The following is a 26,303-nucleotide window of genomic DNA, read 5'->3' on the forward strand; positions in this document are numbered from 1 at the left end:
TTGGCGAGCGGGATACCCACGCTCTTGGATTGGTCGAAAACGCAAAGCAATCGCGCAAAGCGTATGCACGATCGAACGGATTGCGCTGACTGCCTGGCCAACCGAGGTGCCTGTCATTTTCCCGCCAGGGCAGAATTATCAAGCGCTTCCAATGCCTATATACTTGCGCGTGATGGCCGCTTCGCGCTACAGCCACGGTCGCAAGGAGTTTTTCATTTCTGCAAAATGGATATTGGCTGGGACGATCTGAGGTTGTTTCTCGACGTTGCGCGGCTGGGTGGCCTGAGCGCGGCTACGGCAACCACGCGCCTCAGCGCAGCCACACTCGGACGACGCGTCACCGCGCTCGAAAAGCAGATCGGCGAAGCGCTGTTCGTACGGCAGCAGACCGGCTACCGGCTAACCCCGGTCGGTGAAGAACTGCTGCGGCGCGCCGAAGACGTCGAAGCAGCAATGCAGTCGCTGACCCGCTGGCGCGAAGGAAACCTGCCCGACCGCATTGTCCGCGTCTCGGCCGGGCCTTGGACCTCGGCCTTCGTTTCGGCCCATATCGGCGAAATCTGGACGGTCGATGACGGCATCAGGGTGGAACTCGTCACCACCACCGACCGGGTCGACATCGGTCGCCGCGCCGCCGATATCGGCATCCGCAGCGAGCGTCCAACCGAACAGTGGCTGGCCGGCCGCCAGAGCGGCAAGGTCGCGTATGCCATTTATTCCGGATGCCACCTGATCAACGGCATCGCTGCCGGCTTGTTCGTCGGCGTCACCGGCGAAGGAGCAAACGTCGCCTCGGCGCGCTGGCTGCAAGCCCATCACGGCGACCGCATCGCCGTGCGAGGCAACAACACCCATTCGGTGCGAGAACTTGTGGCCGCGGGCGCCGGCCTTTCCGTGTTTCCGTGTTTCGTCGGCGACAGCGATCCGCGGCTGGTTCGCGTCGCTCAGCCTATCCCCGAACTCGAAACCGACCAGTGGATCGTCACCCATCATGAGGAACGCCACTCCCCGCCAGTACGAAAGATTGCCGACCGGATTGCCGCTCTGATGCGGGCCCATCAGCCGTTGTTTCGCGGCAAGATGCCGATCCGCTAAGCGTCAGGCGTCGATCGGCCGCCAGATTCTCAAGGTTCTCGCGCGTGAGGCGGGCGCGTGAAGCTTGAAGGGGTTGGATCCCGGATTGTGGATTTTCGCTGGCCAGAAGCCGAGCGAATTCCGGAACATTGGACTAGACCCATTCAAAAGGTCGGCTCATTCAGGCGTATATGATACAAGTCCCACATCTTGTCTTGCCGCAAAGTTCACCCTCTGATTCCCTGTGCCAAGGCGATAGAACCTGATTCTTGCACCTGGCGTGTTCAAGCGGCGCGTTCCGGGAACTTTTTTATCGATCAATTCCAAGGAGACAAGACGATGAGCACCGCGGCAAGGCCCGTCATCTCGGAAATGCGGCCGAAGATAACCGTCATCGGTGTCGGCGGTGGCGGCGGCAACGCGGTCAACAACATGATTGCCGAAAATCTGCAGGGTGCGGAGTTCATCGTCGCCAACACCGATGCCCAGGCACTGACCATGTCGAAAGCATCGCGGCTGATCCAACTGGGTGCCCATGTCACGGAAGGCCTGGGCGCCGGGTCCCTGCCGGCGATCGGCCGCGCGGCAGCCGAGGAATCGATCGACGAGATCAGGGACCACCTTGCGGGAACCCATATGTGCTTCGTGACCGCCGGCATGGGAGGCGGAACTGGAACCGGTGCCGCGCCCGTCATAGCGAACGCTGCACGGGCAGCCGGCATCCTGACGGTGGCGGTCGTCACCAAGCCGTTCACCTTCGAAGGGAAGCGCCGTATGCAAGCCGCCGAAGAGGGCATCGAGCAGCTTCGCGAATGCGCCGATACCGTGATCGTTATTCCGAACCAGAACCTCTTCAGGATCGCTGACGCAAAGACGACTTTCGCGGACGCCTTCGCCATGGCTGATCGCGTCCTTTATTCCGGCGTCGGCTGCATAACCGATCTCATCGTCAAGGAGGGGCTGATCAATCTCGACTTCGCTGACGTGAAGTCGGTGATGCGCGACATGGGCCGCGCAATGATGGGTACCGGGGAAGCCACGGGCGAGGACCGCGCCAGGAAGGCCGCCGAAGCGGCGATAGCCAACCCGCTTCTCGACGAAGCCTCGATGATCGGCGCCAAGGGCGTCCTGGTCTCGATCTCGGGCGGCATGGACATGACGCTGTTTGAAGTCGATGAGGCCGCCACCCGCATCCGCGAGGAGGTCGACGCCGACGCCGACATCATCGTCGGCGCCATATTCGACCGGGCACTCGCCGGAAAATTCAGGGTCTCAGTCGTCGCGACAGGATTGCGGCAGGGCCTGGAGATACCGCAGTAGGCAGGATCCGGGCTGCTGATTTATGAGTCTGGTGGACCGTGGTCATGGGCTTCGCCACCGAAAAGTCGGCCCGCAAGCCCGCACCATTGAACTTGCCGGTGAATTCGCGTTGCCGGCCTAGAGACCGAATTTGTTTCGAGGCCGCTGCCACGAATGCGCGAACTCGCATCAGCGCCGCCGCGGAACCGCTCCCAACTGCAACCGCGCCGCGAATGCGCTTCGACCCGGATCCCCAACAGGAGGCCATACAGATTGACCACGGCAGACATTTCGCCTGCGATATGGCCAGCATCTGCTGACCACATGATCGGCCCTTTCTGATCGGTGATGCGGGCTCGCTGGATATGGCACGATAAAACCGGCATGGGTCAGACGTCGGGAGCATCCAGTGGCGGCCAGCCTCGCAAGCGCTATATCGAAGAAAAACTCAGGTCGACCCGACAGGAGCATACTCCATGGCTGACACGCCGACACCCGATGCTTCGTTTCTCGCGGCCCTGACGACAGAGCATTTCGTGCAGCAGACAGCGATCAGCACGTCCATAAGTGAAATGGCGTCGCGAACGACCATCTACATTATGGCTCTGTCGAGCGCTCTGGTGGCAACGGGCTTTGTTACGCAGTCCTCCGAGTTCTTCCTGCCGTTTGTCGCGGTTGTGCTGCCATCGGTCTTTTTACTGGGTGCCTTTACCGTCTTGAGGTTGGTCGACATCGCCGCTGAGAACATGCAGGCCCATATCGGCATTGCCCGGATCAGAGCCTACTATCGAACTTTGGGCGACGAGGCTGCCTTCCAGTTTTCCAAGGAATTCGGTCGCTGGCCCGAAAATGACGCCGAACCTTCTCTTCGTACTGGGCCTCTCCTGGCCTACCTGACCACCGCAGCGACTATGATCGCATTCATAAATGCCATCGTCGCTGCGGCGGGCGTTACTCTGCTTGCGTTTCGTGTCGGTGCAGAACTATTGCTCGCGCTGTGTCTTGGTGCTGGAACAGCAATCGGCTTGATGACGATTTTCTATTTGTACCAGCGCCTTCGGACGAAAGGCATGGTCCGCATTGCCAAACCCTATGGTTCTGAAAAGAGCGTGCTTTGAGCGGGTAATGAATGTGGTGTTTGTCTGAACGCCACCGGCATGGCAAATCCGATCTTATTGACGACCAATGCTCCACGCCCCTCGCAGGCTGTTCGCAATGGCGAGCCCTTTCGGGATCGAGATATTTGCGCAAACTTTTTTGCCCGGCATGCGTTGTTCGTTCTCCGAGCACAGGAGAAAGCCATGCAGACTAAGTCGCAGACTTCAGCCGAAGCCGCCAAGCAACGCCATATCCAGCGTGGTACCGACGCCAAAGACGAGACGAAGAGCAATGGCAAAATGCAACAAGCGATGCAAGCCGGCGCCCGCAAATATCCCGAGCCACCTTTTCCCGAGCAGCATCAACCCAAACCGGGGCATGAATGGGCGATCGAGCCCGCTCCGCTCTACGATGCGCCTTACTACCTCGGATCGAAAAAACTCGGCGACAAGGTAGCGCTTATCACGGGTGGTGATTCCGGCATCGGCCGTTCGGTGGCAGTCTTGTTCGCCCGCGAGGGCGCCGACATTGCGATCGTATACCTGAGCGAAGACAGGGACGCCGAAGCGACCAAAAACGCCGTCGAAAAGGAAGGCCGGCGTTGCATACTGATAAAAGCCGATGTCAGTGAACGCGAGCATTGCCGCAACGCCGTGGCGCAGACGGTCGAAGAATTCGGCAGGATCGACGTGCTGGTCAACAACGCCGCTTTCCAAATCCATTCCAGTGACTTCAACGACCTGACCGAGGAACATTTCGACACGACGCTGAAGACCAATCTTTACGGCTATTTTCATATGGCGCAGGAGAGCGTGCCGCACATGGAGCCGGGCTCCGCGATCATCAATACCGGTTCGGTGACCGGCATCGACGGTTCCAAACAACTGGTTGACTATTCGATGACCAAGGGCGGCATTCATGCCTTCACGCGAGCGCTTTCGGGCAATCTGATCGGCAAGGGCATCCGGGTAAATGCGGTCGCGCCAGGTCCGGTGTGGACGCCGCTCAACCCTTCGGACAAGGAAGCCGACGACGTCTCGAAATTCGGCGCGGATACGCCGATGAAACGGCCAGCGCAACCGGAAGAACTTGCCCCGGCTTACGTGTTCCTCGCCTCGTCGCATTGCTCGAGTTACATCACGGGAGAGATCCTGCCGGTGGTCGGTGGCTACTGAGGTCGCGGAACGTATTTCGTTGCATTGGGCTACCGAGTAGACGGCACGCGGAGACGTCGTCTCCAGGGAGACGCTGCCGCGCTCGATCGCTTCAAGAAGCGCGTGATCGGTGCCGTGCGCCGCCGCTACACGGCACCCGCCACGGCTCCGGAGCAATAACGCTCCGTGTTGGTCGAAATCCTCGCTCGCGTTTTCAATTTTCTGAATTTCCGCTTGGAACTCTCCCGCCGGCATACCGTTCAAACATCATTGAGCCGGGAGAACGACCATGCCACGAGGCGACAAATCGAAATACAGCGACAAACAGGAACGCAAAGCCGACCACATTGCCGCAGGCTATGAGAAGCGCGGTGTTTCCGAGAAGGAATCCGAGCGCCGGGCATGGGCGACCGTCAACAAGGACGATGGCGGCGGCAAGAAAGAAGGCGGCTCGGGTCGTGGTAAACACACCGGACACCCCGCGGCCCACAAGGGTGGGAAAAGCGGCGGCAAGGCATCGGCTTCACGGTCAGCCGCAAGCCGATCGGAATCGGCAAAGAAGGCAGCGGCAACCCGCAAGCGGAATGCCGAGCACCATGCCCATTAACTGCCCCGCAACAGGTTCGGAGCGCGATGAAACCCAAGCTCGCCAACCAGGTGAGCGGGCAAAGAATTTTCGTCGTGGTGCTCGACCTCGGCGACGAAGGCTTCGGGGCGCTGACAGCCTTCGCAACCGACCAAAACCTCGGCAGTGCCTCTTTGACTGCGATCGGAGCGTTCGGCGCCGCCTTGATCGATCTTAATGCGTGAGGTTGGCAAGCGCCTGCCCGGCTCCTTGGCCATCCATGGCGGATGTCTCTGTGGCAGGATCCGATTCAGCGCCGGGATCGAACCGAGGGTTCACTACTGCCACTGCGATATGTGCAGACGAGCGACCGGCAGCGCGTTTGCAGTTCTTGCCTGGATGCCCTGCCAAAGCCTGAGCTGGAATTCCGGAACGCCAACATATCGAAGGTCTTCGCCGATCGCGCAAAGAGGCTTCTGCCCAGAATGCGGGTCGCCGCTCAGCCTTGCTACGACGCGTCGCCAACCGAGATCGCGCTGCACGTCGGTACCTTCGATGATCCGGCTCACCTGGTGCCTCGGTACAACTACGGTTCAGCGCAGCGCCTTGGTTGGGTGTGCTGCGGAATAGACCTACCGGACCGCGACACCGAGGAGCGCTGGTAGCGCCGCGAACGACCCAGATTTCCGATCAGGAATGCGGCCCTTGTCGCCGTGCCCCGAAAGTGCGGTCTCGATCTGCCCGGCCTGCCGACGTCGCCAGACCGTCGACAATCCCTAAGCGCTAGCCGGTTTTGATCCTTTGGGGGGCCGCATTCTCTATCGCGAAGAAAATCGCTTCGAACAGATCCTCGTCGCGGAAGGGCTTGCCGAGCAAGGGCACGTCGGCCGGCCGATCGGCAATCTCCCGGGCATCGGCATAGCCCGTGATCATGACCGCTGGCCAGTCCGAGCGCAAATTGCGCGCGAAGCGGATCACGTCGACGCCGGATACGAGTGGCATGGCGAAGTCGGTGATAATGACGTCGAACTTGTCGGGAGTGCGCTCCATCATGGCCAGCGCCTCCGCCCCTCCTCCCGCGCAGGTCACCTCGAAACCGCGCTGGCGAAGGGACTCGGCGGTCAATTGCCGCAAAACATGGCTGTCGTCGATCAGGAGGATTGATGGGTGCTCCATTCCGGCATCGGCGAACGCTCGTTCAATGTCGGGTTCCACCGCAGGATCCACCGGCTGTTCGGTCGAACGTGGCAGCCAGAGTTGCATGGTAGTTCCGCGGTTGACGACGCTTTCTATGCGAAGTGTCCCACCTGACTGCTTCATGAAGCCGTAGACCGTGCTGAGGCCGAGGCCCGTTCCCTTACCGACCGGCTTGGTGGTGAAGAACGGTTCGACGACTTTGGCGACAAGATCGGGGGGTATGCCGGATCCGGTGTCCTTGACGGCGATCAGGACATAGTCGCCCGGCGGAATATCCTCTGTTTGCGTCACGATCGATCGATTCTGCGCATGCACGGTTATTGTCCCGCCAGAGGGCATGGCGTCACGCGCGTTGAAAACCAGATTCATCAGGGCCAATTCAAGTTGGCCTGCATCGACATGCACCGGCCAGATCGTGTCATCGATCTGCCAGTCGAAACGGATCAACCCCCCCAGTACGGGCGCCACCAATCCATTCATCGTGTCGCCCAGCGCAGCAAGGCGCACCGCTTCCGGCTTCAGGGTCTGGCGCCGCGAGAATGCCAGCATTCGCGCCACAAGGTCAGCGCCTTGTTTTGCAGAACGCCGCGTCAGGTCGAGTACCTGTTGCGCCTGATCATCCAACGTGGCTCGGCGTTCAAGCAGCCCTAACCCACTGAGAATTGCGGCGAGCAGGTTGTTGAAATCATGCGCCAGGCCGCCGGTTAGCTTGCCGATAGCGTCGATGCGCTGGGATTGAAGCAGCTGATCCTCAAGACCGCGCCGCTCGGTGATGTCAAGCAATGTGCCGATGATTTCCGGTTCACGGCCATCTGAGCCGTCCGACATCACCCCCTGGTCGAGAAAGATGCGATACTCGCCATTGGCGCATTGCCAGCGGAACTCGCACGTATAGGAGCCGGTGGTTTTTGCCGCCAGCAGCGCTTCCCTCAATCGCGGCAGGTCGTCCGGATGAACGCGGCTGAGACCGAACTCTGGATCCGATGTCAGGTATTCAGGCGCAAAGCCGGTCAAGCGCTCGACGCCCTCCGTAACAAAGCGCGCCGCAAAGGGCGGCTCGGCTGCCCGAGCATGAAAGCAGACCGGCAACGAATTCAGGATGGCGTCCTGCCGTTGCTCGGCGCTGCGCAGCGCGCGTTCGGCCTGAAGCTTGTCCTTGTGCGCCTGCAACGCCTGCGCCAATAGCCCCTGCTCGACCTCCGCCTTGCGCTGGATCTCGAGCGTCTTCTCGTGGAGTTCGACGAAAACCGCGACTTTCGAACGCAGCATGATCGGATCGAATGGCTTGAACACATAGTCGACTGCGCCGGCGTCGTAGCCGCGCAGCATATGCGCATCCTCCTTGTTGATGGCGGTCAAGAAGATGATTGGGGTGCGCTTGGATTGCTCGCGCTGGCGGATAAGTGCGGCCGTTTCATACCCGTCCAACCCTGGCATGAGGACATCCAGGAGAATGACGGCGAACTCCTCTTTCAGCAGAAAGCGCAGAGCCTCTTCGCCCGATTGGGCGCAGATGACCTCTCCGATAGTCGCGAGCACTTCGCTGATCGCCAGCAGATTGCGCTCATCGTCGTCCACCGCCAGGATGCGGGCTCTTGCCGGCCCTTCGGCAAGAGCTGCCACCTCAAGTTTCCTTACCCTGTTTCTTGCCAGCTTTTGCATCGAACGGCCGTCAGTTCGCTGCCAGGAGAATTTTTTCCGGGCTCTCGACACGGGATCGGGCACGCCCGATCCAGACACGAAGCAGCGCCAGCAGGAGATCCAGGTCGACGGGTTTGGCGATGTAGTCGGAAGCCCCGGCATCCAGACATTTTTGCCGATCCCCCTTCATCGCCTTTGCGGTGACGGAAATCAGCGGGATATGAGCAATCGCCGGTGTGCCGCGAATCCGCCGCATCGTCTCGTAGCCGTCCATCTCCGGCATCATGATATCGATCAATGCCACGTCGACATCGGGCGCCTGTTCAAGCAGCGCGATGCCATCACGGCCCCGCTCGGCATGCAGAACCTGTATGTCATAGGTCTCCAGAACACTGGTGAGCGAATAGATGTTGCGAATGTCGTCGTCGACGATGAGAACTTTCGCCCCGGCGAGATCGGACTTGCCGTTGTGCTCAGTTCCTGCCCAGGCCTCTTGGCGACCTTCTCCCGGCAGCGTTGCCGAAATATGCAGCGCCAATTGAGCGAAGTTCTCCGCCCGCGGTGCTTCCGCCAAGGCCGGGTTCAATGCCAGCACCTGTTCAAGCGCGTCCGGGTGAGGCGTAAAGAACAGCAGCTGCGGCAACGCTTCGCCGAATTGGCCGGTGATCTCGTCCAGCGCCTTTGCGTTGTCCTTGGCGGAGCGTCCAAAGCCGAGCACGACGGCATCATAGGAGGCGAGGCCAAGGTCTTCTGCATTTGCCGCAACACGACCGATCGCGGTGACCGACGTTACGCCGTCGCGGATTGCCTCGACCAGCGCCAGACGCCGCTCCGGGTCAGGGTCCACGACCAGAACGCGGCGCTGAACGCGGAGCTTCTTCGAGTGGATATCCTGAAACACCTTCATCAGCTCGTCCGAGGAAACGGGCTTGGTGGAAATGCTGGACGCCCCCTTGCGTGCGAGACTGTCGATGTCTTCGGCACCCGAGATGACATGGATGGGAATTCCCCTCGTCTTCTGGTCATGCCGCAGCAGATCGAAAAGCACCCAGCCATCGATATCCGAAAGTCCGAGATCAAGTGTGATTGCGTCGGGAACGAGCTTGCGGGCCAATGCCAGCGTGCCGGAACCTGCAGTCGACAGAACGCCTTTCAGCCCGGCCGACCGGGCGAGGCCAAGCAGCAACCCGCCAAAGGTCGGATCGTCTTCGACGATCAACACGATCCGATCGGTGGGTAGGATTGAATCGCGGTCGTCGATCAGCTCTGCCGAGGGCGGACTGCTGAGCAGAGCTGTCGCAGCAACCGCCTCCGCCGCCGGAGCCAAGGTCGACTGTACTGTCGTTACGCGGGGGCCGTCGAACGGGATGATGAGGGTAAATGTCGACCCCTTGCCCGGCGTGCTTTCGACCCGCAATTCGCCGCCAAGCAAGCGAGCGATCTCGCGGCTGATCGAGAGCCCAAGGCCGGTGCCACCATACTTGCGGCTGGTGGTGCCGTCGGCCTGCTGGAAGGCCTCGAAAATCAGCTTCTGTTTGTCTTCTGGAATGCCAATGCCGGTATCGGTGACGGCGATCGCGAGAGCCTTCACCGGCTGCGTCGCGCCATTGCGGCGGCCGGCCTTCTCAACCCGGAAGTTCAGGCTGACCTCGCCTTCCGAGGTGAATTTGAATGCGTTGGAAAGCAGGTTGAGGACAATCTGCTGCAAGCGTTTCTCATCTGTGCGGACCGTGTCGGGAAGCGCCGGATCGACCTTGATGGTGAAGCCAAGTCCCTTGTCGGCTGCCAGCTGACGAAAAGTTCGTTCCATATGCTGGCGAAGATGCGTCACCGGCATATCGTTGATGTCGATGGAAACAGTGCCCGACTCGATCTTCGACAGATCGAGGATATCGTTGATGAGGCTGAGAAGATCGGTTCCTGCCGAATTGATGGTGCGGGCGAACTCTACCTGTTTTTCGTTGAGGTTGCCGTGCTGGTTGGTCGCCAGCAGGTTTGACAAAATGAGCAGCGAATTGAGCGGCGTGCGCAGTTCGTGGCTCATATTGGCCAGGAACTCGGACTTGTATTTCGACGTGAGTGCCAGTTGCTCGGCTTTCTCCTCCAGCGCGCGTCGCGCCATCTCGATTTCGAGATTCTTGTTTTCGACCTGCTTCTTTTCGTTCTCGAGCAGCTGCGCCTTTTCCTGCAGCTCCTCGTTCGTCGCATGCAGCTCTTCCTGCTTTTTTGTCAGCTCGGTTTGACGCGCTTGCAATTCCGACGTCAGCAGTTGCGACTGCTTGAGCAGGCCCTCCGTGCGCATCGTCGCAGCGATGGTGTTGAGAACGATGCCGACGGATTCCATGAGCTGGTTGAGGAACGACTGGTGTGTGTCACGAAACTCGCCGAACGAGGCGAGCTCGATGACGGCTTTGACTTCATCCTCGAACAGGGCAGGCAGGATGATGACATTGGCTGGCGAGGCGCTGCCAAGACCAGATGTGACCCGAAGGAATTCTGGCGGCACATTGTCCAGCATGATGGCGCGCTTGTCGGCGGCACTTTGCCCAACCAGGCCCTCTCGCAGATCAAGCCGCTGCTTGATGGCAGCTTTGCTCTCGGCGCCATAGGAAGCCGCCAGCTCAANCCAGGCCCTCTCGCAGATCAAGCCGCTGCTTGATGGCAGCTTTGCTCTCGGCGCCATAGGAAGCCGCCAGCTCAAGATAGGATTCCTCCTCGTCGCGATTGGTGACGTAGAACACCCCATACTGGGCGTTCACCAGAGGAGCGAGTTCGGACATGATGAGCCGCGAGACGGTGGCAAGGTCGCGCTCGCCTTGCAGCATGCGCGAAAACCGGGCGAGATTGGTCTTCAACCAGTCCTGCTCGGCATTCTTCAGCGTCTGATCCTTCAGATTGCGGATCATTTCGTTGATGTTGTCTTTTAGCGCGGCGACCTCGCCGGACGCTTCGACGCTGATCGAACGGGTAAGATCGCCCTTGGTCACCGCCGTCGAAACCTCGGCGATGGCACGCACCTGGGTGGTCAGATTGGCAGCGAGTTGATTGACGTTGTCGGTGAGGTCGCGCCAGAGGCCGGCGGCACCTGGCACACGCGCCTGACCGCCGAGCTTGCCCTCGATCCCCACCTCACGGGCGACGTTGGTCACCTGGTCGGCAAAGGTGGCAAGCGTCTCGATCATGCCGTTGATGGTGTCGGCCAGCAGGGCGATCTCTCCCTTCGCGTCGACCGTCAGTTTGCGCCTGAGATTGCCTTGCGCGACCGCCGTCACGACATCGGCGATGCCGCGCACCTGATTGGTCAAGTTCGTCGCCATCAGGTTGACGTTGTCGGTCAGGTCCTTCCAGGTACCGGCAACACCTTCGACGCGCGCCTGGCCACCAAGCTTGCCCTCGGTGCCAACCTCACGCGCGACCCGGGTGACCTCGCCGGCGAAGGAGTTCAACTGGTCCACCATGGTGTTGATGGTCGACTTGAGCTCCAGGATTTCGCCCTTCACATCGACGGTGATCTTCTTCGACAGGTCGCCGCGCGCCACGGCGGTCGTGACTTCGGCGATGTTGCGCACCTGGCCGGTCAGATTCTCTGCCATCGAGTTCACATTGTCTGTGAGATCCTTCCACGTGCCGGCAACGCCGCGCACCTGCGCCTGGCCTCCCAACTTGCCTTCCGTGCCGACCTCCCGTGCCACGCGCGTGACTTCCGAAGCGAAGGAATTAAGCTGGTCCACCATTGTGTTGATGGTGTCCTTCAGCTCCAGGATCTCGCCGCGGACATCGACGGTGATCTTCTTCGAAAGGTCCCCGAGCGCCACGGCGGTGGTCACCTCGGCGATGTTGCGCACCTGGCCGGTCAGGTTGGCCGCCATGGCGTTGACGTTTTCGGTCAGATCCTTCCACGTGCCGCCGATGCCGCGCACCTGGGCCTGGCCGCCGAGCTTGCCATCGGAGCCGACCTCGCGCGCCACACGTGTCACTTCCGAAGCGAAGGAATTGAGCTGGTCGACCATCGTGTTGATGACGTCCTTGATCTGCAAGATCTCGCCCAGCGCGTCGACGGTGATCTTCTGGGTCAAGTCGCCGGTCGCAATGGCCGTTGCCACCTTGGACACGTCGCGCAATTGCACCGTCAAATTGCCGGCCATGGCGTTGACGTTGTCGGTCAGATCCTTCCAGGTGCCACCGACGCCTTCGACATGCGCCTGGCCACCAAGCTTGCCTTCCGATCCCACTTCGCGGGCCACACGCGTGACCTCAGAGGCGAAGGAGTTCAGTTGGTCGACCATCGTGTTGACGGTGTCCTTGAGCTCCAGGATCTCGCCTTTGACGTCGACGGTGATCTTCTTCGACAGGTCGCCGCGCGCCACGGCGGTGGTGACTTCTGCGATGTTTCGAACCTGGCCAGTCAGGTTGGCGGCCATGAGATTGACGTTGTCGGTCAAATCCTTCCATGTGCCGCCGACGCCCCTCACCTCTGCCTGGCCGCCCAGCTTGCCTTCGGTGCCGACCTCGCGTGCCACGCGCGTCACTTCCGAGGCAAAGGAGTTCAGTTGGTCGACCATCGTGTTGATGGTGTCCTTGAGTTCCAGGATTTCGCCTTGCACGGCGACCGTGATCTTCTTGGACAGATCGCCCGACGCGACCGCCGTCGTCACCTCGGCGATATTGCGCACCTGACCGGTCAGGTTCTCGGCCATCGAGTTGACGTTGTCGGTGAGGTCCTTCCAGGTGCCGGCGACGCCGCGCACCTGCGCCTGGCCGCCAAGCTTGCCTTCGGTGCCAACCTCGCGTGCCACGCGCGTGACCTCGCCCGCGAATGAATTCAGCTGGTCCACCATTGTGTTTATCGTGGATTTCAGCTCGAGAATCTCGCCCTTCACGTCGACCGTAATCTTCTTCGACAGGTCGCCCAAAGCCACCGCGGTCGTCACTTCGGCGATGTTGCGCACCTGGCCAGTCAGGTTCTCGGCCATGGAATTCACATTGTCGGTCAGATCCTTCCACGTACCGCCAACACCCTCAACGCGCGCCTGGCCGCCAAGCTTGCCTTCAGTGCCGACCTCGCGCGCCACGCGCGTCACTTCCGAAGCGAAGGAATTGAGCTGGTCCACCATCGTGTTGATGGTGTTCTTCAGTTCTAGGATTTCGCCCTTGACATCGACTGTGATCTTCTTCGACAGGTCGCCCGACGCGACTGCGGTCGTAACCTCCGCGATGTTGCGCACTTGCCCGGTCAGGTTCGTGGCCATCGCGTTGACGTTGTCGGTCAGATCTTTCCACGTGCCGGCGACGCCCTTGACCCGGGCTTGGCCGCCGAGCTTGCCTTCCGTACCGACCTCGCGCGCGACGCGCGTCACCTCGGAGGCGAAGGAGGCCAACTGGCCGACCATGGTGTTGACGATCTTGCCGATGCGCAGGAATTCGCCGCGCAGCGGTCGGCCGTCAATTTCGACCATCATGGTCTGCGACAGGTCACCCTTGGCGACGGCGCCGATAACGCGCGCAACCTCAGCCGTCGGCTGAACCATGTCTTCGATGAGATCATTGACTGAACGGACACTGGATTCCCAACTGCCGGTGGCATTGCGAACCCGGCCGCGCTCGCCTATCCGCCCTTCCTTGCCGACGACCCGGCTCAAGCGCTCGAACTCGCGCGTCACTTGGTCGTTGAGATCAGCGATCTCATTGAAAGTCTCAGCTATCTCGGAATCGAGGCCTTCATAAACATTGTCGATGCGGACGGAGAAATCGCCGCGCCGGAAGGCTTTCAGAGAATTCAGGATGCTTCGACGGTCCAATTGCTTCTTGGATGCCTGCACGGTCACAGCGCCACTCCCAGCCTATGGATTTATACGGATAAAGTTGCCCCCGCGGCTAATGGTGGATCACGCCGCAAGACCCCAAACGCGGCATTTTCAATTTTGTTCCATCGTGCCGTGAATTCCAGGCCGACGATTGCGCCTTGGTTTGAACGCCGGATTTCATGATGCGGTTGCGATTTATCGGGCTTTAGCCGACCACGACACGTCATCGCCGTTTGCCATTGCCAGAGAGGCATCAATTGCGTTGGGCAACTCGGAAGGCGAGGCAGGCTTTGCGACCCATGTCCCTTGAAGGAAAATCGGATCGTGAAAACCCGAATTGGCGTAGCTTGCCGAATGGACGACAAAGGGGATCTTTCGGGCGTCAAGCAATGTAGCTATTCGTACGCAATCCCCGTCCGTCAGGCCGATATCCATGACAACAATGTCGGGAGAACTGCCCCTGAACCATTCCAGCGCGTCGACGCAGGACGAAAAGACCCCAGCGATGTCGAACCCCGCCTCGCGCAACATGTCTTCAAGTTCGAGCGCGATAAACGCCTCGTCTTCCAAAATCGCAACGGACCTATGGTGGTCCAATTATCGCAGTCCTTTGCTCTCCGAAGCGATCGGCAGCGCAGCACGCCGCCTGACCGGTTCCACCCGGTGGTCGAAGCTCACGGCAATTTTCTTGCCGGACATGGCATGGACCATAAGCCCGACCAATTCCTCGTCGTCGCAGCGACACTCAGGAAACCTTGCGCGGATTTCATCGACCGCAAACGCCGTCGAGATAATGTCGTCAGCGCGATAGCCAGAGATCACCGCGTAGACTGCGCTATAGGTTTCAAGGTCAATGACTTCGGTTTTCAGCACATCATCCTCCCTGCGGAAGGCCGACGGCAGAGGCGCCGGATGTCTCGCAAAGATTGCTAGATGCCGGCATCGAGTCTTCGGCGCTGTATCCTGTTCATTCTATGACGGTTGGCCGCGCTGTCGATAGCTCTGCAAGGCTTTGTACGCTTCCAGACACTGATTCACGCGAGCGACCAGATCAGGCAATCGTGCCGTTCATATACGTTTTCCGGTTCACTGTAGTGCCGTCCGCCAACTGAAACAGTCCGCCCGACCAGAATGACGATTGTCGGCCCTTTCACTTGAAGCCCCCCAGATCAGCGAGTGAGTTGTGGCCAACACTCCAACACCTCCGCCATGCTGGCCGCCTCAATCTGCTCACTGAAGCGGGAATGGTAGACTTCCATCAGTGCGTCATGGGTCTGGTCGGCAGAGCTGCAGATGGCATCGGTGACGAGAATGACGCGAAAGCCACGATCGATGGCGCCAAGCACGGTCGCGAGAACGCAAACGTCGGTTTCGCCACCGGTGATCACGAGCGCACGCACGCCGGAGCCACTCAGCAGCGCGTCGAGCCGCCCCTCGGTCCAGGGCGAATAGACGTGTTTGTCGACCACCGTCGCCGGCGGTACAAATCGTGCAAGTTGAGGCATCAGCTCGATCAGGCGCGGATCGATGTTGGAAAGGGTTACCTCCGCCCACCGACGATAGTAGTTTGCCCACATTCCCGGCGCCTCGCCCGGGCGGGCGGCAGGAATGAAGCGCGTGAACAGGGTACGGCTGGCATGTCTGGCGACCAGTTCTTCGATCGCCGGGACCACCTTTTCAGCCCACGGCACGGGCCAAGGTCCACCCGGCGCAAACAGGCGCTGCATGTCGACGCACAGATGCAGGCCATCGTCGCCTATTGGTCCGTGAATCAATCCTTGGGCGGCCACTGGTGGATTCCGTCGGGTTTGGGTTACTGGCCTGCCTGCCGCGCTGCATCGGCCTCAGCCACATCAACAGTGTAAAGCAATTCACCGTTTTCGTTGGATACCCTCACAAGCCAGCCGGACAGAGCGTCCGTGCCAGGCTGCAGGTCGGCGAGAAGATCGATTGCGCAGCGGATAGCTTCGGACCGGGCCGCCTCAAGGCTCGCCATCCTCGACGGCGGTATGCGTCGGCTGGTTTCGCCATCGCGATACTCAAAGACATATACGTCGCCGGCGCCGTCGCTTGCAGAGGTTATCTCGACCTGGTCGAAATTGCCGTTGCTGCTCGCGTCATATTCATTGGCTGCGAGATCAAAGGTCGCTGTCTGGACCAGGATTGCCTTTGCGCGGGCAAGCACGTCATCTTCAGCTTGTATCCCGACGTTTGCCATGTCCACCGTAACGCAGTCGCCGCCCTCGCCGCAAAATATCACCCGGCGAACCGACTGCCCGTCTGGCGCCCTAGCATTCACCACTTCGGTCCGAACGACTTGCATGACACTCTCCTGCCTGTGTCTGACAATGTTCATGGTGCGCTTTCGGTTCCTGCGGATGCAGGCGCCGGCCCGGCAACTTAACGGCTTGCGCCGCCGCCAAAGGCCATTCGGAACCCAAGGCCAACAATGAAGAGGCCGGCGATCCGCTGCTGCCAAAGCCGCACACGAGGGCGCTTCAGGATCCAGGCGCCTATGCTGCCGGAGGCCACGGCATAGGTCCCCAACACCAACACGCCCGTCATTTTCTGAGTTGCTCCCAGCAGCAACAGTTGAAGCGTCACGGAACTCCCATGCGGATCAACGAACTGAGGCAGGAACGCTACCATAAACGTGATGGGCCACGGATTGAACAGATTGGCAATCATGCCTTCCCGTGCCGCGGCGACGGCCTTGATCGGGGCCGTATCCGGCCGGGCCTGTGTTTCCGGCTTCGTGAAGACCAGCCCTAGCCCGAGCCATACGAGATACGCCGCCCCAAGCCATTGCAGTGCTCCAAAAGCTAGTGGGGAGGTTCGCACGAGAGACGAAACACCGAACGCTATGAGAGGAAGCTGAACCATGCCGGCGCCGGCCGTCATCCCCAATACCGTGAACAGCGCAACCCTGCGTCCCTGCCCTATGCCGCGCGCCGTCACCAGCATGCTATCCGGCCCGGGCGGCATCTGCAGCAGGACGACCGTTCCCACGAATGCTATCCAGTGGGCGGGATCGATGACTTGTTCCTCTCAACAATGATGCTCTTGTTGGACTTGGAGCGGCGATATAGCCGGTCAACGCGAAGCTGCGGCGCCGAGGCCGTTGCGCAGAAGTAGCTCATGTCTGGTTCAGAATTAACTGCAGAGCCGCGACCGCCTTGCTCCACGATCATCTCGGCAATGTACTCCTTGAGGTCCCCGACTTCGTCCTGAATGTCCTCGGGGGCGATGCCTTCCTCGTCTGCATCCGCGATGCATTGGCTTGCGAGTTCCTCTGCGGCATCGACGCCCTTCCGCATGAGAGCAGGCTTTTCGATCACATGCTCCTCAATCCATACTCCGACGAAATGGACTGTACGATTTACGATGAGGTCAGCGTCTTCCGAGAGCTGCGCCTCGGTTTTCAAATCGTCCCTCGTGGACACTTTCATGGAACTCACCTCGGCAAATGGGCTCACTTCCAACGCCGACAGGTTGCCAAAAGATGCACCGTGCCGATGAAAATCGCTGTCGAGACCGACAGGATTTCCCCCCACCGGACATTCACGGTGCACCGAGCCCCCGCCGCAGGAACAATTCGAACGGAAACGCGTTGCCCTAGCTGGAAACGGGATAAGCGCAAAATGGCCGCGCCACGTGCTGCCTGGAAGGGCTTCTTGAAGGTTGGTTCGGTTACTTGCGGCGTGAAGATTGTCGGCGCAACCAGCGAAGCATCCAAGATCCATTTCAAGATTTTGAACCGCAAGGACGGTCTGCCGGTCAGGAGCGTCTACGCCGACGAGGAGACCGGAAAGCTGGTGGATTCAGCGGATCAGGTGAAGGGTTTCGAGATCGAAAAGGACGAATTTCTCCAGATCGAACCTGACGACATAAAGGCGTTGAAGCTGACGTCGAAGCACACGCTCGAAGTCGGCGAATTCGTATCGATTGACGATATCGATACGCGCTATCTCGAGAAGCCCTACTATCTGATCCCGGCCGACGGCGCCGCAATCGAAGCATACGGAGTGATCCGCGATGCCATGAAGAACAAGGGCGTGGCCGCTCGATCCTGCGTGGTGCTCTACCAGCGCGGCCGCGAAGTGCTGATTCAGCCCTATGGCAAGGGGATGGTGATGACCGAGCTTCGCAACCACAACGAAATGGTTTCGGAAAGCACTGTGTTCGATGGATTGGCCAAGCAGAAATACGACCCCGATCTGCTCGAAATCGCCGGCATGCTTATTGACAAAAAAGTGACGACCTTCGATCCCTCGAAATTTGAAGACACCTATGAAGACGCGCTGATCGCCATGATCGATGCAAAGCGCAAAGGCAAGAAGCTGCCGAAGCCCGCACCAAGGCCACAGGAGAATGTCATCAACCTCGCTGAGGTGCTGAAGAAGAGCCTCAAACAGGAAGGGCTGGCGAGATCCACAAAGAGAGCCTCACCGAAACGCAAGACAGCATAGTTGATAACTGCCCAGCCAGAAGGTCCGCACAGCAGCTCCAGCCGCCCTTAATAGCTCGGAACAATTCTCGCGGTTGCCCGTTGGCCACCAAGGACGATGCCTTATGGCCGAGATCAAGAACGTCGACAGGGCAGTCCTCAAAGAGCCAGAGGCAGCGGATGCCAACATTGCGCTCAAAGGAGCCGGAACGCAGGACTCTGATCGGGCGCCGACAAGCCCCAGGACCGCTGGCCATCGGTAAAAATACATGGGGTGTAAAAAGACCCTTTCGCCTCCAGACGCGGCGACGCGCGACCGGTGGCGGGCCGAACCCCACGCCCAAGCGAAACCCGGAGAATAGATGTGCCCCCCAAACCAGAGCCAACCGAAGAGCCGCCAGTGGATGCGCCGACGTGGACGCCGGACATACGCGAGCCTGAGCCGGATCTTCTTCCCGACGAAGTGCCAGTTCCTAATCCGGACGAGAACCGTGATCCGCCAAAGCGAGGCGTGGTGACAGACTGAACAACGAGTTTGGTCCGGCATCCTCCTGCAAAGGCGTTTATCTCGCCGCCGGGTTCAAGATCGCCAGTGAATGCGACTGGATTTGGCTGCGCCGAATGCTTGACGGATTTGGTCTCGATGGTGTGGACCTATCGACGCCTCGCCAAGCCTCATTTTCCAAGTATCTGTTCGAACGTGCATTGCTTCGGGCTTTTGTCAGGACGCCATCGCAGAAATTTGGTGCCATGACGGAAACGATCGCCGGTGACATGATCGAACCGCACCTCCGCCACCAGTTCGGGCCGCAATGGCTCCCATTGTCCGCTTCTTTCCGTGCTCCACCGACTGGGACCGCCCGGCGCTTTTCCCGTAAAGCCAGGAGCCGATCGCAAAGCTTCAAGTTGTCGCGTAAGCTTGGCCCTGTCCTCCCGGGCGATCGTCGAAGTGAACCCGACGTGGTCGAGTTGCCCCTGGTCATTGTACAGGCCGAGCAACAGGGAGCCGACTTCACGCGAATTCGCCAGGTAGCGGAACCCTCCGACGACACAATCGGCCGTGCGCAGGCGCTTGACTTTGATCATGGCGCGCTCGCCGGGTCGATATTCGTCATCGAGAAGCTTGGCAACGACCCCGTCGGTCGAACCTTGTCCGGATTGGCCTAGCCATCTGCCTGCCGCCGCCAAATCAAGCGTTGCCCGAGACAGTTCGAGATCCTTTCGCCCGGCCGACTTTACGAACAGTTCGAGTGCAGCGCGCCGAACCGAGAGCGGCTGCTGCATCAAGACGCCCTCGGAGGTCGCCAACATGTCAAAGAGGATCAGCTTTGCCGGCGTCGCGACCGACAGTTTCCGGATCCTGCTTTCCGCCGGATGCAGCCGCATCTGCAAGGCGTCGAAAGAAAGAGCGCCTGCAATTTCGATGACGATCTCACCATCGACCACGAACTCTTTTGTTTTCAGTTCATGCAACATCGCGACGACTTCCGGGAAATACCGCCCTAACGGCTTGCCGGATTTTGCACGCAACTCCACGGCCGCGCCGGCTTTAAAGGCCAGGCAGCGGAACCCGTCCCATTTGGGTTCGTATTGCCATCGGCCAGCATCGGCCGGCAACGTGTCGGCAGCCTTTGCTTCCATCGGCGCCGTGCTCAACGCCACGCCGAAAGACGATTTTACACTCGTCGGCAGATCGCGAGAGATGGCAGATTCGCCCGTCATGAAAGTTCCGTGGACAACGATGGAGATCGACTCAACGCAGCACTGGTGCCGGTTTTGGAAAAATCATGCTTCAACAGGGTTAGGTCATGATGAGATTTCAACCAAATCTCATCATGACCTGGGACGGTCTACTCGGCAGCCTGCATGTTGATCTTGCTTTCCGCCATTTCGGTGAGCTTGCGATCGGTCGCCTGCTCTTCCTTCAGGTTCTTGGCCAACACGTTGGCGCAGTCACTGCGGCCAAGCTGCTTGGCCCAGGCGATGAGCGTGCCATATCTGGTCATCTCATAATGTTCGACCGCCTGCGCCGAGGCTATCAGTGCCGCGTCTAGGACCTCCTTGTCGTCAACGTCGCCGCTCACATCATCGGCTTCCTCCAGAATGCCGTCTATCGCCGGGCAGTTGACCTCCTTGGCCTTGACGCCATGCAATTCGAACACCTGTTCGACGCGCTCGATATGGCCTTTGGTCTGCTCGAGGTGTTTTTCGAATCCGGCCTTCAATTGCGGATCGGTTGCCTTGCCGATCATCTTCGGCAGCGCTTTCTCGATCTGCTTTTCGGCGTAATAGATGTCGCGCAGCGTGTGCACGAAGAGATCGTCGAGTGTCTTGATGTCCTTCGAAAAGAAGCCCATGGCCTTACCTTTCATTGTGCAGAAGTTCGGGTTCGGCGGCGGCTTGCCCGCCACCCGCGGAGGCCGGGAACTCGTCCCGGCTTGCTGGTCAACGCACCGGTGCTGGAGGAGTTCCTGATTCCGAGCCGGCCGTTACTCCTTTTCGAGACGCTGCGGTCCATCTCCGGAGGAGCTTTGACCCGATCACACGTTCCATGGTCCAGCGAGGACCCTCAGGCGCACGCCGGCGCGGAAAAACTGACGGCCAGGAGAGCCGAAACGTGCTGTGCGCCGCAAGTTCTCGCAGGCGATGGCTGCTTCGGCAGATGCAATGCCAGCGTCGGGCGCGCACTATTGTCGGGAGAACTCTTGGTCAAGTATGCGAAGGCCCTCTTCATATTTGGCCGCCGACGCTCCGACCTGCCTCGACTGCCAGATGTTGTCCTCCAGATCGGCGCGTTTTACGGGGAGCGCCACTGGGTTCGACGCAGCCCGCCGGACAAAGGCGAAATACTCCTCATCCGGCCTGCGCGACATGGCATCGACCGCCGCGGTAATTGTCGGTCCGAAGCCTGCTTCTTCGAGCTTGGCGCGGGTCCAGCCCTCGCCTTTCTCCAGAACGTCATGAAGGTAGGCAACAGTCTTCTGATCGATTGTCTCGACGGCGTCGACGACACGGCGGCAATGCTCGATGTAGGGCCGCCCGGTCTTATCGCGCTGCGACGCGTGAACCTCCTCCGCAATCTTTGCCGCCTGGTAGAAAATGCTCATCGCGCCTGTCGTTACCGTGATTGTCTCTGCCTGATGAAACCTATTCGACGATATGTGGCGTGTGTCGCTTGTCCTCGGCAGGGTCGACATCGATACGGGCCTTTTCCGGATCGAAAGCGCCGTGACCTGCAATAGCCAGAGCAGCCGCATCGGGCGTTTCGTAGGCCCACATGAAATCGTCGGAAGAACTGCCGACGGCGTGGACACGCCAGTAGCTTGCGGTGCCTTTGAGCGGGCACCGGGTGGTGGTGTCGGTCTTTTCGAAAAGATCGAAATAGATGTCCTCGAAGGGGATATAGAAAACGGGCTCGTGCCCGTCTTCACGCAGGACCTTCGCCCGCTCCGTAGCTGCGACGATGGCGTCGGAAAACCGCACCGTCACCGTGCCGGAAAACGGTTCTATGGCCAATCGGCCAAGGTTTTGCTGTGAAGTTGCGCCTGAAGTTTGCATCTGAATTTCTCCCTGGCGATTTCCGCAAGATCGGTCATGCCTGGAGACGAAATGCGCGGCGGCGCTTCAGGTTCCGGCATGTCCGATGAAGCTGAATGGCAGCCGGCCTTAAAGCGCCTACCGCTTGCCGTATCCAGCAGTTCTCGTTGGTAAGGCGCGGTGAAATGCTCGTCCAACCCATTCGAAGACTTTGGAAGGACGACACGGTCGTCGCTTCCGTGGAGCGTCAGGGCTGGCACCGAAATGATCTTCGCCGCTACTTGCCGGCGGGCGAGTTCGTGGCTGGAGATGCTCCAGCTGTTTGGCCGTCGTCAGCTGCCGCCTCATGTACGGGCTCCGGGGCGGCCTCAGTTGCGGCCAAGTGGGCCGCAAGGTCCCTATAGACCTTGTCCCTGCCGCCATCGTGTTTAGCGATCAGGCCAAGTAAGTCATGACGGCTTAGCTTTGCAATCTTCATTAGGAATTCGAATTCGTGCTTCGGAATGGAGGCTGCTAAGCGATCGAGTTTGGCCCGCCGGGTCTCTTTGGACACATGTGCTCCTATGTATCCAGGCAGCATGCGAGGCACGTGTTCGAAGGCCCGCCATTGTCTTGATGGCGGGCCTTCGGGCGGCCGAAGCCGCTAGGTCCATCGGCTACTTGTTGCAATTTTGCACGGTCGAGGTCGTTGCGCCACTTGCAGTGTTGTTATCGATGTCATTGCCTGCGGCGTCCTTGCAACGGTCGGTCATGCCGTTCGATTTTGTAGTCGAGTTTGTGGAATTCGGATCGGTTGGCACGGCCGCATTCCCGCTGCCAGTGCCATTGCCAGCGGCGCCGCCGCTGCCAACAGTTCCAGTACCAGTTCCATTACCCGTGCCAGCCGTTCCGCCAGCACCCGTTCCATTTGTCTGCGCCAAGGCGGAACCGGCCAAGGCAATAGTTAGCACCGACGCGGCTAGAATTTTCTTCAACATTGCAGTCTCCGTGTTTGAATCGCCGAATTGCGATCGCTTTCCCAACGACAGGTTTTTCTCATTGTTCCCGGCGTAATGGATTGTGATCCGCAGCAGCCTTCGTCGAGGTGGACACTCTTGACGGCGCACGAATTGTGATGAGACCTGACAAGGGCAGGATGGGCTTTGTTCAACACCAAAGCGATATGTTGGGCGCGGCTGCATGCATCCGACGCGGATCGCGATGCGGAATGTGGGCAAGACGGGTTACAACAGAAGCGGCGATCAGAGCTGCGAGCGAACCGGCCGCCTTGATGTTAATCTGACGGTTGAATCTCAAGACCATTCCGACGCAGGAGCAGAACGCATGCCGGCTCGATCCGAAGGATTTACAATCGCTCTGGCTCACAACGTGGATGCACGAACGCAGGCGGCCGCTGCGCTCTATCGACACAACATCGAACAAACCGGAATCGATGACCGGGCAGTGATCGGCGCGGAGCTTACCGACCCCTCGGGAAAGATCTGGGGTGGAATTTGGGGCAGAACGGAACTGGGGCTCCTGTTTCTCGACATGTTCTTCTTGCCTGAAAAATTGCGTGGCCGATCCTATGGATCACAGCTTCTTATGGCGATTGAGGAGGAAGCCGTTAGGCGTGGATGTAAGAGAGCCGTCGTCGAGACGAGCAGTTTCCAGGCGCCTCAATTTTACCGGCTTCATGGGTTTGAGGAATTCGGCAAAGTCGAATTCGCTATTCCAGGACACGCCCGCATCTTCCTTCGCAAGAACCTGCAGTAATCTTTGCGGAGGCGCCATCTGCACGAACGGCTGTTCGCCGGCAAAATGCCGGCGCCTTAGCCCTCCCGAGCCGTAGCCATCTACTCCCGAAGGTCCTTTTGCCCTTTCCATCCGGGAAGCTCGGTCATCGGGCATAGCAGCCGCGGTCGCGCCGGATCGGAGATATCGAGTTTATCCCAGGGAATGCGGTACAGGCCGTCGCGACGGCGCAGCCGAAACAGGTCGAGCATCGCGATGCCGATGGTCGAAGCCGACAGACGCTCGAACGCGGCGTAGATGCCAACGTGGAATTCAGTAACGACGAGCTCGTCGCCACGCTGTTCGGCGAGAATCTCTTCGATGTGACCGATGCTCTTTCCACGCTGCGAGAGCACGCGTCGCCCGGCAAGATGTTCGAGGTTGACTGTCCTCATCATCACGCTCCTGGGATGCGCCCGATGACATGATCGCGCAACCAGTCCTGCCAGGCGAAAATCGACGTCTCGCCCACCTCGATGTCACATTCGATGTCGAGCCCGTTGTCCTGCACCTTTTTCCACGCAATCCTGTGTGGCTCGGCGTGGCGTTTGCCACCCACCCTCGTCGCCAGTTGCGCCATCCATTCCCCGGGCCGCGCGCCAAGGCGGCGCGCCAAAGTGATGGAGCCGAGTTCTATCGCGACAATCCTTGGTGGTTTGCCCCGCCGCAACTCGGCCACCACTCCGTCGACCTTGCCGATCTTGAACCGCCGGCGGTCGAACACCTGCTTGTCCAGGAGATCACGCATCAATTCCATCATGTGCCTCCGAATATCTGCAGCGGAATCGTCACCACGGCGAGCACGAAGGCAAGCGCGATAATGAAGACAACGGCGGCATTCGAAATGATGCCGTTGCGATGTTCGCCGACATAGCGTTCGTCATTCAGCAGGAAGAGAAATGGAACTACCGTCAGCGGAAGGCTCGCCGCCGTTACCGCCATGGAAAAGATGGTCAGCCTCAGTGGGTCGAGGCCAAGCATGATCGGAATGGCGGCCAAAAACAATGATGCCGTATAGACGGCACTGAAGCCCGGATCATCGCGCGGCTGGCGATCCTCACCCCACGTCCAGCCAAAGCCCTGTGCCACCAGATATGCCTGTTGCAACCCGACTTCGAGTGCGGCGCCGAAGCAGGCAATGGCGAGCGAGGCAACGAATAGAACGAACCCCCAGAAGCCGAATATAGGGATCAGCATCAACGGCAGTTGGTGATAGTCGTCCACTTGGTCGATGCCGCGCGTCGCGAGAACGAGAGCAGCGACGATCAACACGCCGATCGAAATGGTCCCACCGAAGGTCATGCCCAGCCCGGCGATGGCACGATTGGCCCCAAGGTGGCTTTCATCCCATTTGTCCTCGATAGCTCCCGAGGAATAGAACATGAAAAGATAAGGCGATATCGAGGCGCCGAGAATGCTGGACGCCATGAACCAGTAATTGATGGCATCGTGAGCCGGCAGCGAGGGCACGGCGCCGCCGGCGACCGCTGTCCAGTCGGGCTTTAACATCACCGCACCAACGACGAAGCACAGCGTCACGAGGCCGAGGACCGAAACGCCTTTCTCGATAAAGCCAAACGTGCCTTTCCACAGCAGCAGCCATGCCAGCAACGCCACCGGTAGTGCCCACCACTGGAAGCCTATGCCGGTGGCAAGTTCGAGTGCGATGGCCACACCGCCGATCTCAGCGGACAGCACCATGAAATTGACGAGAAGGACGACGAGCAACGGCCATAGGAAGACGTTGAACCCAAACCTTTCACGAATGCCCTCTGAGATCGTGTGATGGCTCATCGCGGCGAACCGACCGGCCATTTCAACCAAAAAGATGATGCATATGGTGCCGAGAACTATGGCCCAGATTAGCTGGAATCCGAAGGCGGCACCCGCCTGCGCCGCCGTAGCCATCGACCCGACTTCGAGGAAACCTCCGACACTGGTGACGACGCCAAGCGATATTTCCAGAAGCTTCTTCACGGCTTTGGTCCGAAAGCGCTGGTGTAAGCGGCGGCGAGCGAGCGCATGGCCGCCCGAAGATCCTGTTGTGCGCTTTCCACCTCAGTGCGATTGTTCACCCGCAATCCCGCCTCGGCATGCGCCACCGCCACCGACAAACTGTTGACTGCTGCCGTCAGTCCTGCTCGCCCGGCTGGTTCAGCGGTCTCGGCCGATCGAATTTGCGCCTCGACATCGGCCAGCGTTTTTCCGACCGAGTGCAGTGCGGCCGTGGCATAGGCGGACGGTGCCGCTCCCTCCACCCAGGCATCCAGCACCATCGATACGGTCTGTGCCGCGGAGGCCGCTGTTCGTGATTGCTGCGCCACCTGATTGGAAGACGAGCATCCGGCCAACCCGGCTAGAATCAGAAGCAAGCACAGCCAGCCAACCGGAAAATGACGGTCGTTATGGGGTACAGCGCGCGTTGGATGCGCCACGCGGATTTCCTCCCCGGCCCGAACCAACTGCGTCCGGCATCAATGATCTAGAGCGCTCGGAGAGCTCGTCAAACGAAACCGACGACGAGCCTGTGAGGTCGGCTAGTCCAACGTAACAAAACGCTCCATCCCGGACAGCCGTTAAAAGAGGGGGGCCCGCGCTTCTCTTTGGCGCGGAGAAGCGCGGGCAGATCGGGCTGAGGGGATGACCCGATCGCGCAGCATCAACATGGGAGGGCAACAACGCTGCACGGTTCGAACTTCCAACCGGGCCACTTG

Annotated in this window: 24 protein-coding genes and 1 pseudogene; 8 read left to right on the top strand and 17 right to left on the bottom strand. The window is 59.8% G+C overall.

What is annotated here, in order from left to right; genetic code table 11:
- The first annotated feature begins 225 nt into the window (after positions 1-225).
- The 6 genes from X756_RS154790 to X756_RS1000000168695 all read left to right on the top strand — a co-directional run bounded on the left by X756_RS154790 (position 226) and on the right by X756_RS1000000168695 (position 5,435).
- Entirely contained in the window at positions 226-1,095 is an 870-nt protein-coding gene (locus X756_RS154790) for a LysR family transcriptional regulator (RefSeq protein WP_023714617.1), read from the top strand.
- Positions 1,096-1,413: 318 nt separating this feature from the next.
- Complete coding sequence (ftsZ, locus tag X756_RS0134010; protein ID WP_023696303.1) at positions 1,414-2,394, top strand: cell division protein FtsZ; 981 nt, start codon at positions 1,414-1,416, stop codon at positions 2,392-2,394.
- A gap of 455 nt (positions 2,395-2,849) precedes the next feature.
- Positions 2,850-3,491 (top strand): hypothetical protein, encoded by a 642-nt coding sequence (locus X756_RS154785; protein WP_023691383.1) that lies wholly within the window; start codon positions 2,850-2,852, stop codon positions 3,489-3,491.
- Positions 3,492-3,674: 183 nt separating this feature from the next.
- The gene (locus tag X756_RS154780; protein WP_023729483.1) at positions 3,675-4,646 is read left to right on the top strand and encodes an SDR family oxidoreductase; all 972 of its coding nucleotides are present in this window, start codon (positions 3,675-3,677) and stop codon (positions 4,644-4,646) included.
- A 268-nt stretch (positions 4,647-4,914) separates the two neighbouring features.
- Entirely contained in the window at positions 4,915-5,232 is a 318-nt protein-coding gene (locus X756_RS154775; protein ID WP_023687854.1) for a hypothetical protein, read from the top strand.
- Between the two features lie 26 nt (positions 5,233-5,258).
- Positions 5,259-5,435, top strand: coding sequence for a hypothetical protein (locus X756_RS1000000168695; protein ID WP_023729484.1), 177 nt, complete (start codon positions 5,259-5,261; stop codon positions 5,433-5,435).
- 93 nt (positions 5,436-5,528) lie between these two features.
- On the opposite strand, the gene X756_RS1000000169785 is transcribed toward X756_RS1000000168695, so the two are convergent.
- The 8 genes and pseudogenes from X756_RS1000000169785 to X756_RS154750 all read right to left on the bottom strand — a co-directional run bounded on the left by X756_RS1000000169785 (position 5,529) and on the right by X756_RS154750 (position 16,841).
- Positions 5,529-5,759: a hypothetical protein gene (locus tag X756_RS1000000169785; protein WP_245264471.1), complete on the bottom strand. Its 231-nt coding sequence runs from the start codon at positions 5,757-5,759 to the stop codon at positions 5,529-5,531.
- 214 nt (positions 5,760-5,973) lie between these two features.
- On the bottom strand, positions 5,974-8,010 hold the full coding sequence (locus X756_RS154770; protein ID WP_245261366.1) for a response regulator: 2,037 nt from the start codon (positions 8,008-8,010) through the stop codon (positions 5,974-5,976).
- A 49-nt stretch (positions 8,011-8,059) separates the two neighbouring features.
- Positions 8,060-13,847, bottom strand: a pseudogene (locus X756_RS01000000165360) (HAMP domain-containing protein).
- Between the two features lie 180 nt (positions 13,848-14,027).
- Positions 14,028-14,429 (bottom strand): response regulator, encoded by a 402-nt coding sequence (locus X756_RS154765; protein ID WP_023729487.1) that lies wholly within the window; start codon positions 14,427-14,429, stop codon positions 14,028-14,030.
- Positions 14,430-14,705 (bottom strand): hypothetical protein, encoded by a 276-nt coding sequence (locus X756_RS154760; RefSeq protein WP_023725485.1) that lies wholly within the window; start codon positions 14,703-14,705, stop codon positions 14,430-14,432.
- A gap of 296 nt (positions 14,706-15,001) precedes the next feature.
- Complete coding sequence (locus X756_RS154755; RefSeq protein ID WP_023687850.1) at positions 15,002-15,622, bottom strand: isochorismatase family cysteine hydrolase; 621 nt, start codon at positions 15,620-15,622, stop codon at positions 15,002-15,004.
- Positions 15,623-15,645: 23 nt separating this feature from the next.
- Positions 15,646-16,155: a hypothetical protein gene (locus X756_RS0134020; protein ID WP_023696312.1), complete on the bottom strand. Its 510-nt coding sequence runs from the start codon at positions 16,153-16,155 to the stop codon at positions 15,646-15,648.
- A 77-nt stretch (positions 16,156-16,232) separates the two neighbouring features.
- On the bottom strand, positions 16,233-16,841 hold the full coding sequence (locus X756_RS154750) for a LysE family translocator (RefSeq protein ID WP_245264472.1): 609 nt from the start codon (positions 16,839-16,841) through the stop codon (positions 16,233-16,235).
- Positions 16,842-17,008: 167 nt separating this feature from the next.
- Between X756_RS154750 and X756_RS1000000170545 the strand changes: the two genes are divergently transcribed.
- Positions 17,009-18,301 carry a Ku protein gene (locus tag X756_RS1000000170545; protein WP_348529820.1) on the top strand — a complete coding sequence of 431 codons (1,293 nt, stop codon included), beginning with the start codon at positions 17,009-17,011 and terminating at the stop codon, positions 18,299-18,301.
- Between the two features lie 653 nt (positions 18,302-18,954).
- Here the strand turns inward: X756_RS1000000170545 and X756_RS154735 are convergent.
- From X756_RS154735 to X756_RS0134035, 5 genes are all read right to left on the bottom strand, one after another.
- Entirely contained in the window at positions 18,955-20,001 is a 1,047-nt protein-coding gene (locus tag X756_RS154735) for an ATP-dependent DNA ligase (RefSeq protein WP_050589239.1), read from the bottom strand.
- A gap of 128 nt (positions 20,002-20,129) precedes the next feature.
- Positions 20,130-20,636, bottom strand: coding sequence for a ferritin-like domain-containing protein (locus tag X756_RS154730; protein WP_023668075.1), 507 nt, complete (start codon positions 20,634-20,636; stop codon positions 20,130-20,132).
- Between the two features lie 330 nt (positions 20,637-20,966).
- Positions 20,967-21,386 carry an HD domain-containing protein gene (locus tag X756_RS154725; protein WP_023681173.1) on the bottom strand — a complete coding sequence of 140 codons (420 nt, stop codon included), beginning with the start codon at positions 21,384-21,386 and terminating at the stop codon, positions 20,967-20,969.
- A gap of 40 nt (positions 21,387-21,426) precedes the next feature.
- Complete coding sequence (locus X756_RS154720) at positions 21,427-21,837, bottom strand: DUF427 domain-containing protein (RefSeq protein WP_023704637.1); 411 nt, start codon at positions 21,835-21,837, stop codon at positions 21,427-21,429.
- Between the two features lie 635 nt (positions 21,838-22,472).
- Positions 22,473-22,793: a hypothetical protein gene (locus X756_RS0134035; RefSeq protein ID WP_031195797.1), complete on the bottom strand. Its 321-nt coding sequence runs from the start codon at positions 22,791-22,793 to the stop codon at positions 22,473-22,475.
- Positions 22,794-22,995: 202 nt separating this feature from the next.
- On the opposite strand from X756_RS0134035, the gene X756_RS154715 reads away from it, so the two are divergent.
- Entirely contained in the window at positions 22,996-23,571 is a 576-nt protein-coding gene (locus X756_RS154715; protein ID WP_245264473.1) for a GNAT family N-acetyltransferase, read from the top strand.
- Between the two features lie 80 nt (positions 23,572-23,651).
- Here the strand turns inward: X756_RS154715 and X756_RS154710 are convergent, their stop codons facing one another.
- From X756_RS154710 to X756_RS154695, 4 genes are read right to left on the bottom strand one after another with little or no spacing between them, the layout of a single operon-like run.
- Positions 23,652-23,984, bottom strand: a complete 333-nt coding sequence (locus X756_RS154710; protein WP_023681169.1) for a hypothetical protein — start codon at positions 23,982-23,984, stop codon at positions 23,652-23,654.
- Positions 23,985-23,986: 2 nt separating this feature from the next.
- The gene (locus X756_RS154705; protein ID WP_245264474.1) at positions 23,987-24,349 is read right to left on the bottom strand and encodes a hypothetical protein; all 363 of its coding nucleotides are present in this window, start codon (positions 24,347-24,349) and stop codon (positions 23,987-23,989) included.
- Positions 24,346-25,566 carry a divalent metal cation transporter gene (locus X756_RS154700; protein WP_023729492.1) on the bottom strand — a complete coding sequence of 407 codons (1,221 nt, stop codon included), beginning with the start codon at positions 25,564-25,566 and terminating at the stop codon, positions 24,346-24,348. The genes X756_RS154705 and X756_RS154700 overlap by 4 nt, the downstream gene beginning before the upstream one ends.
- Positions 25,563-26,024, bottom strand: coding sequence for a hypothetical protein (locus X756_RS154695; RefSeq protein WP_245264475.1), 462 nt, complete (start codon positions 26,022-26,024; stop codon positions 25,563-25,565). The genes X756_RS154700 and X756_RS154695 overlap by 4 nt, the downstream gene beginning before the upstream one ends.
- Between the last annotated feature and the right edge of the window lie 279 nt (positions 26,025-26,303).

This window comes from Mesorhizobium sp. LNJC405B00, from assembly GCF_000502615.1.
GTDB lineage: Bacteria > Pseudomonadota > Alphaproteobacteria > Rhizobiales > Rhizobiaceae > Mesorhizobium.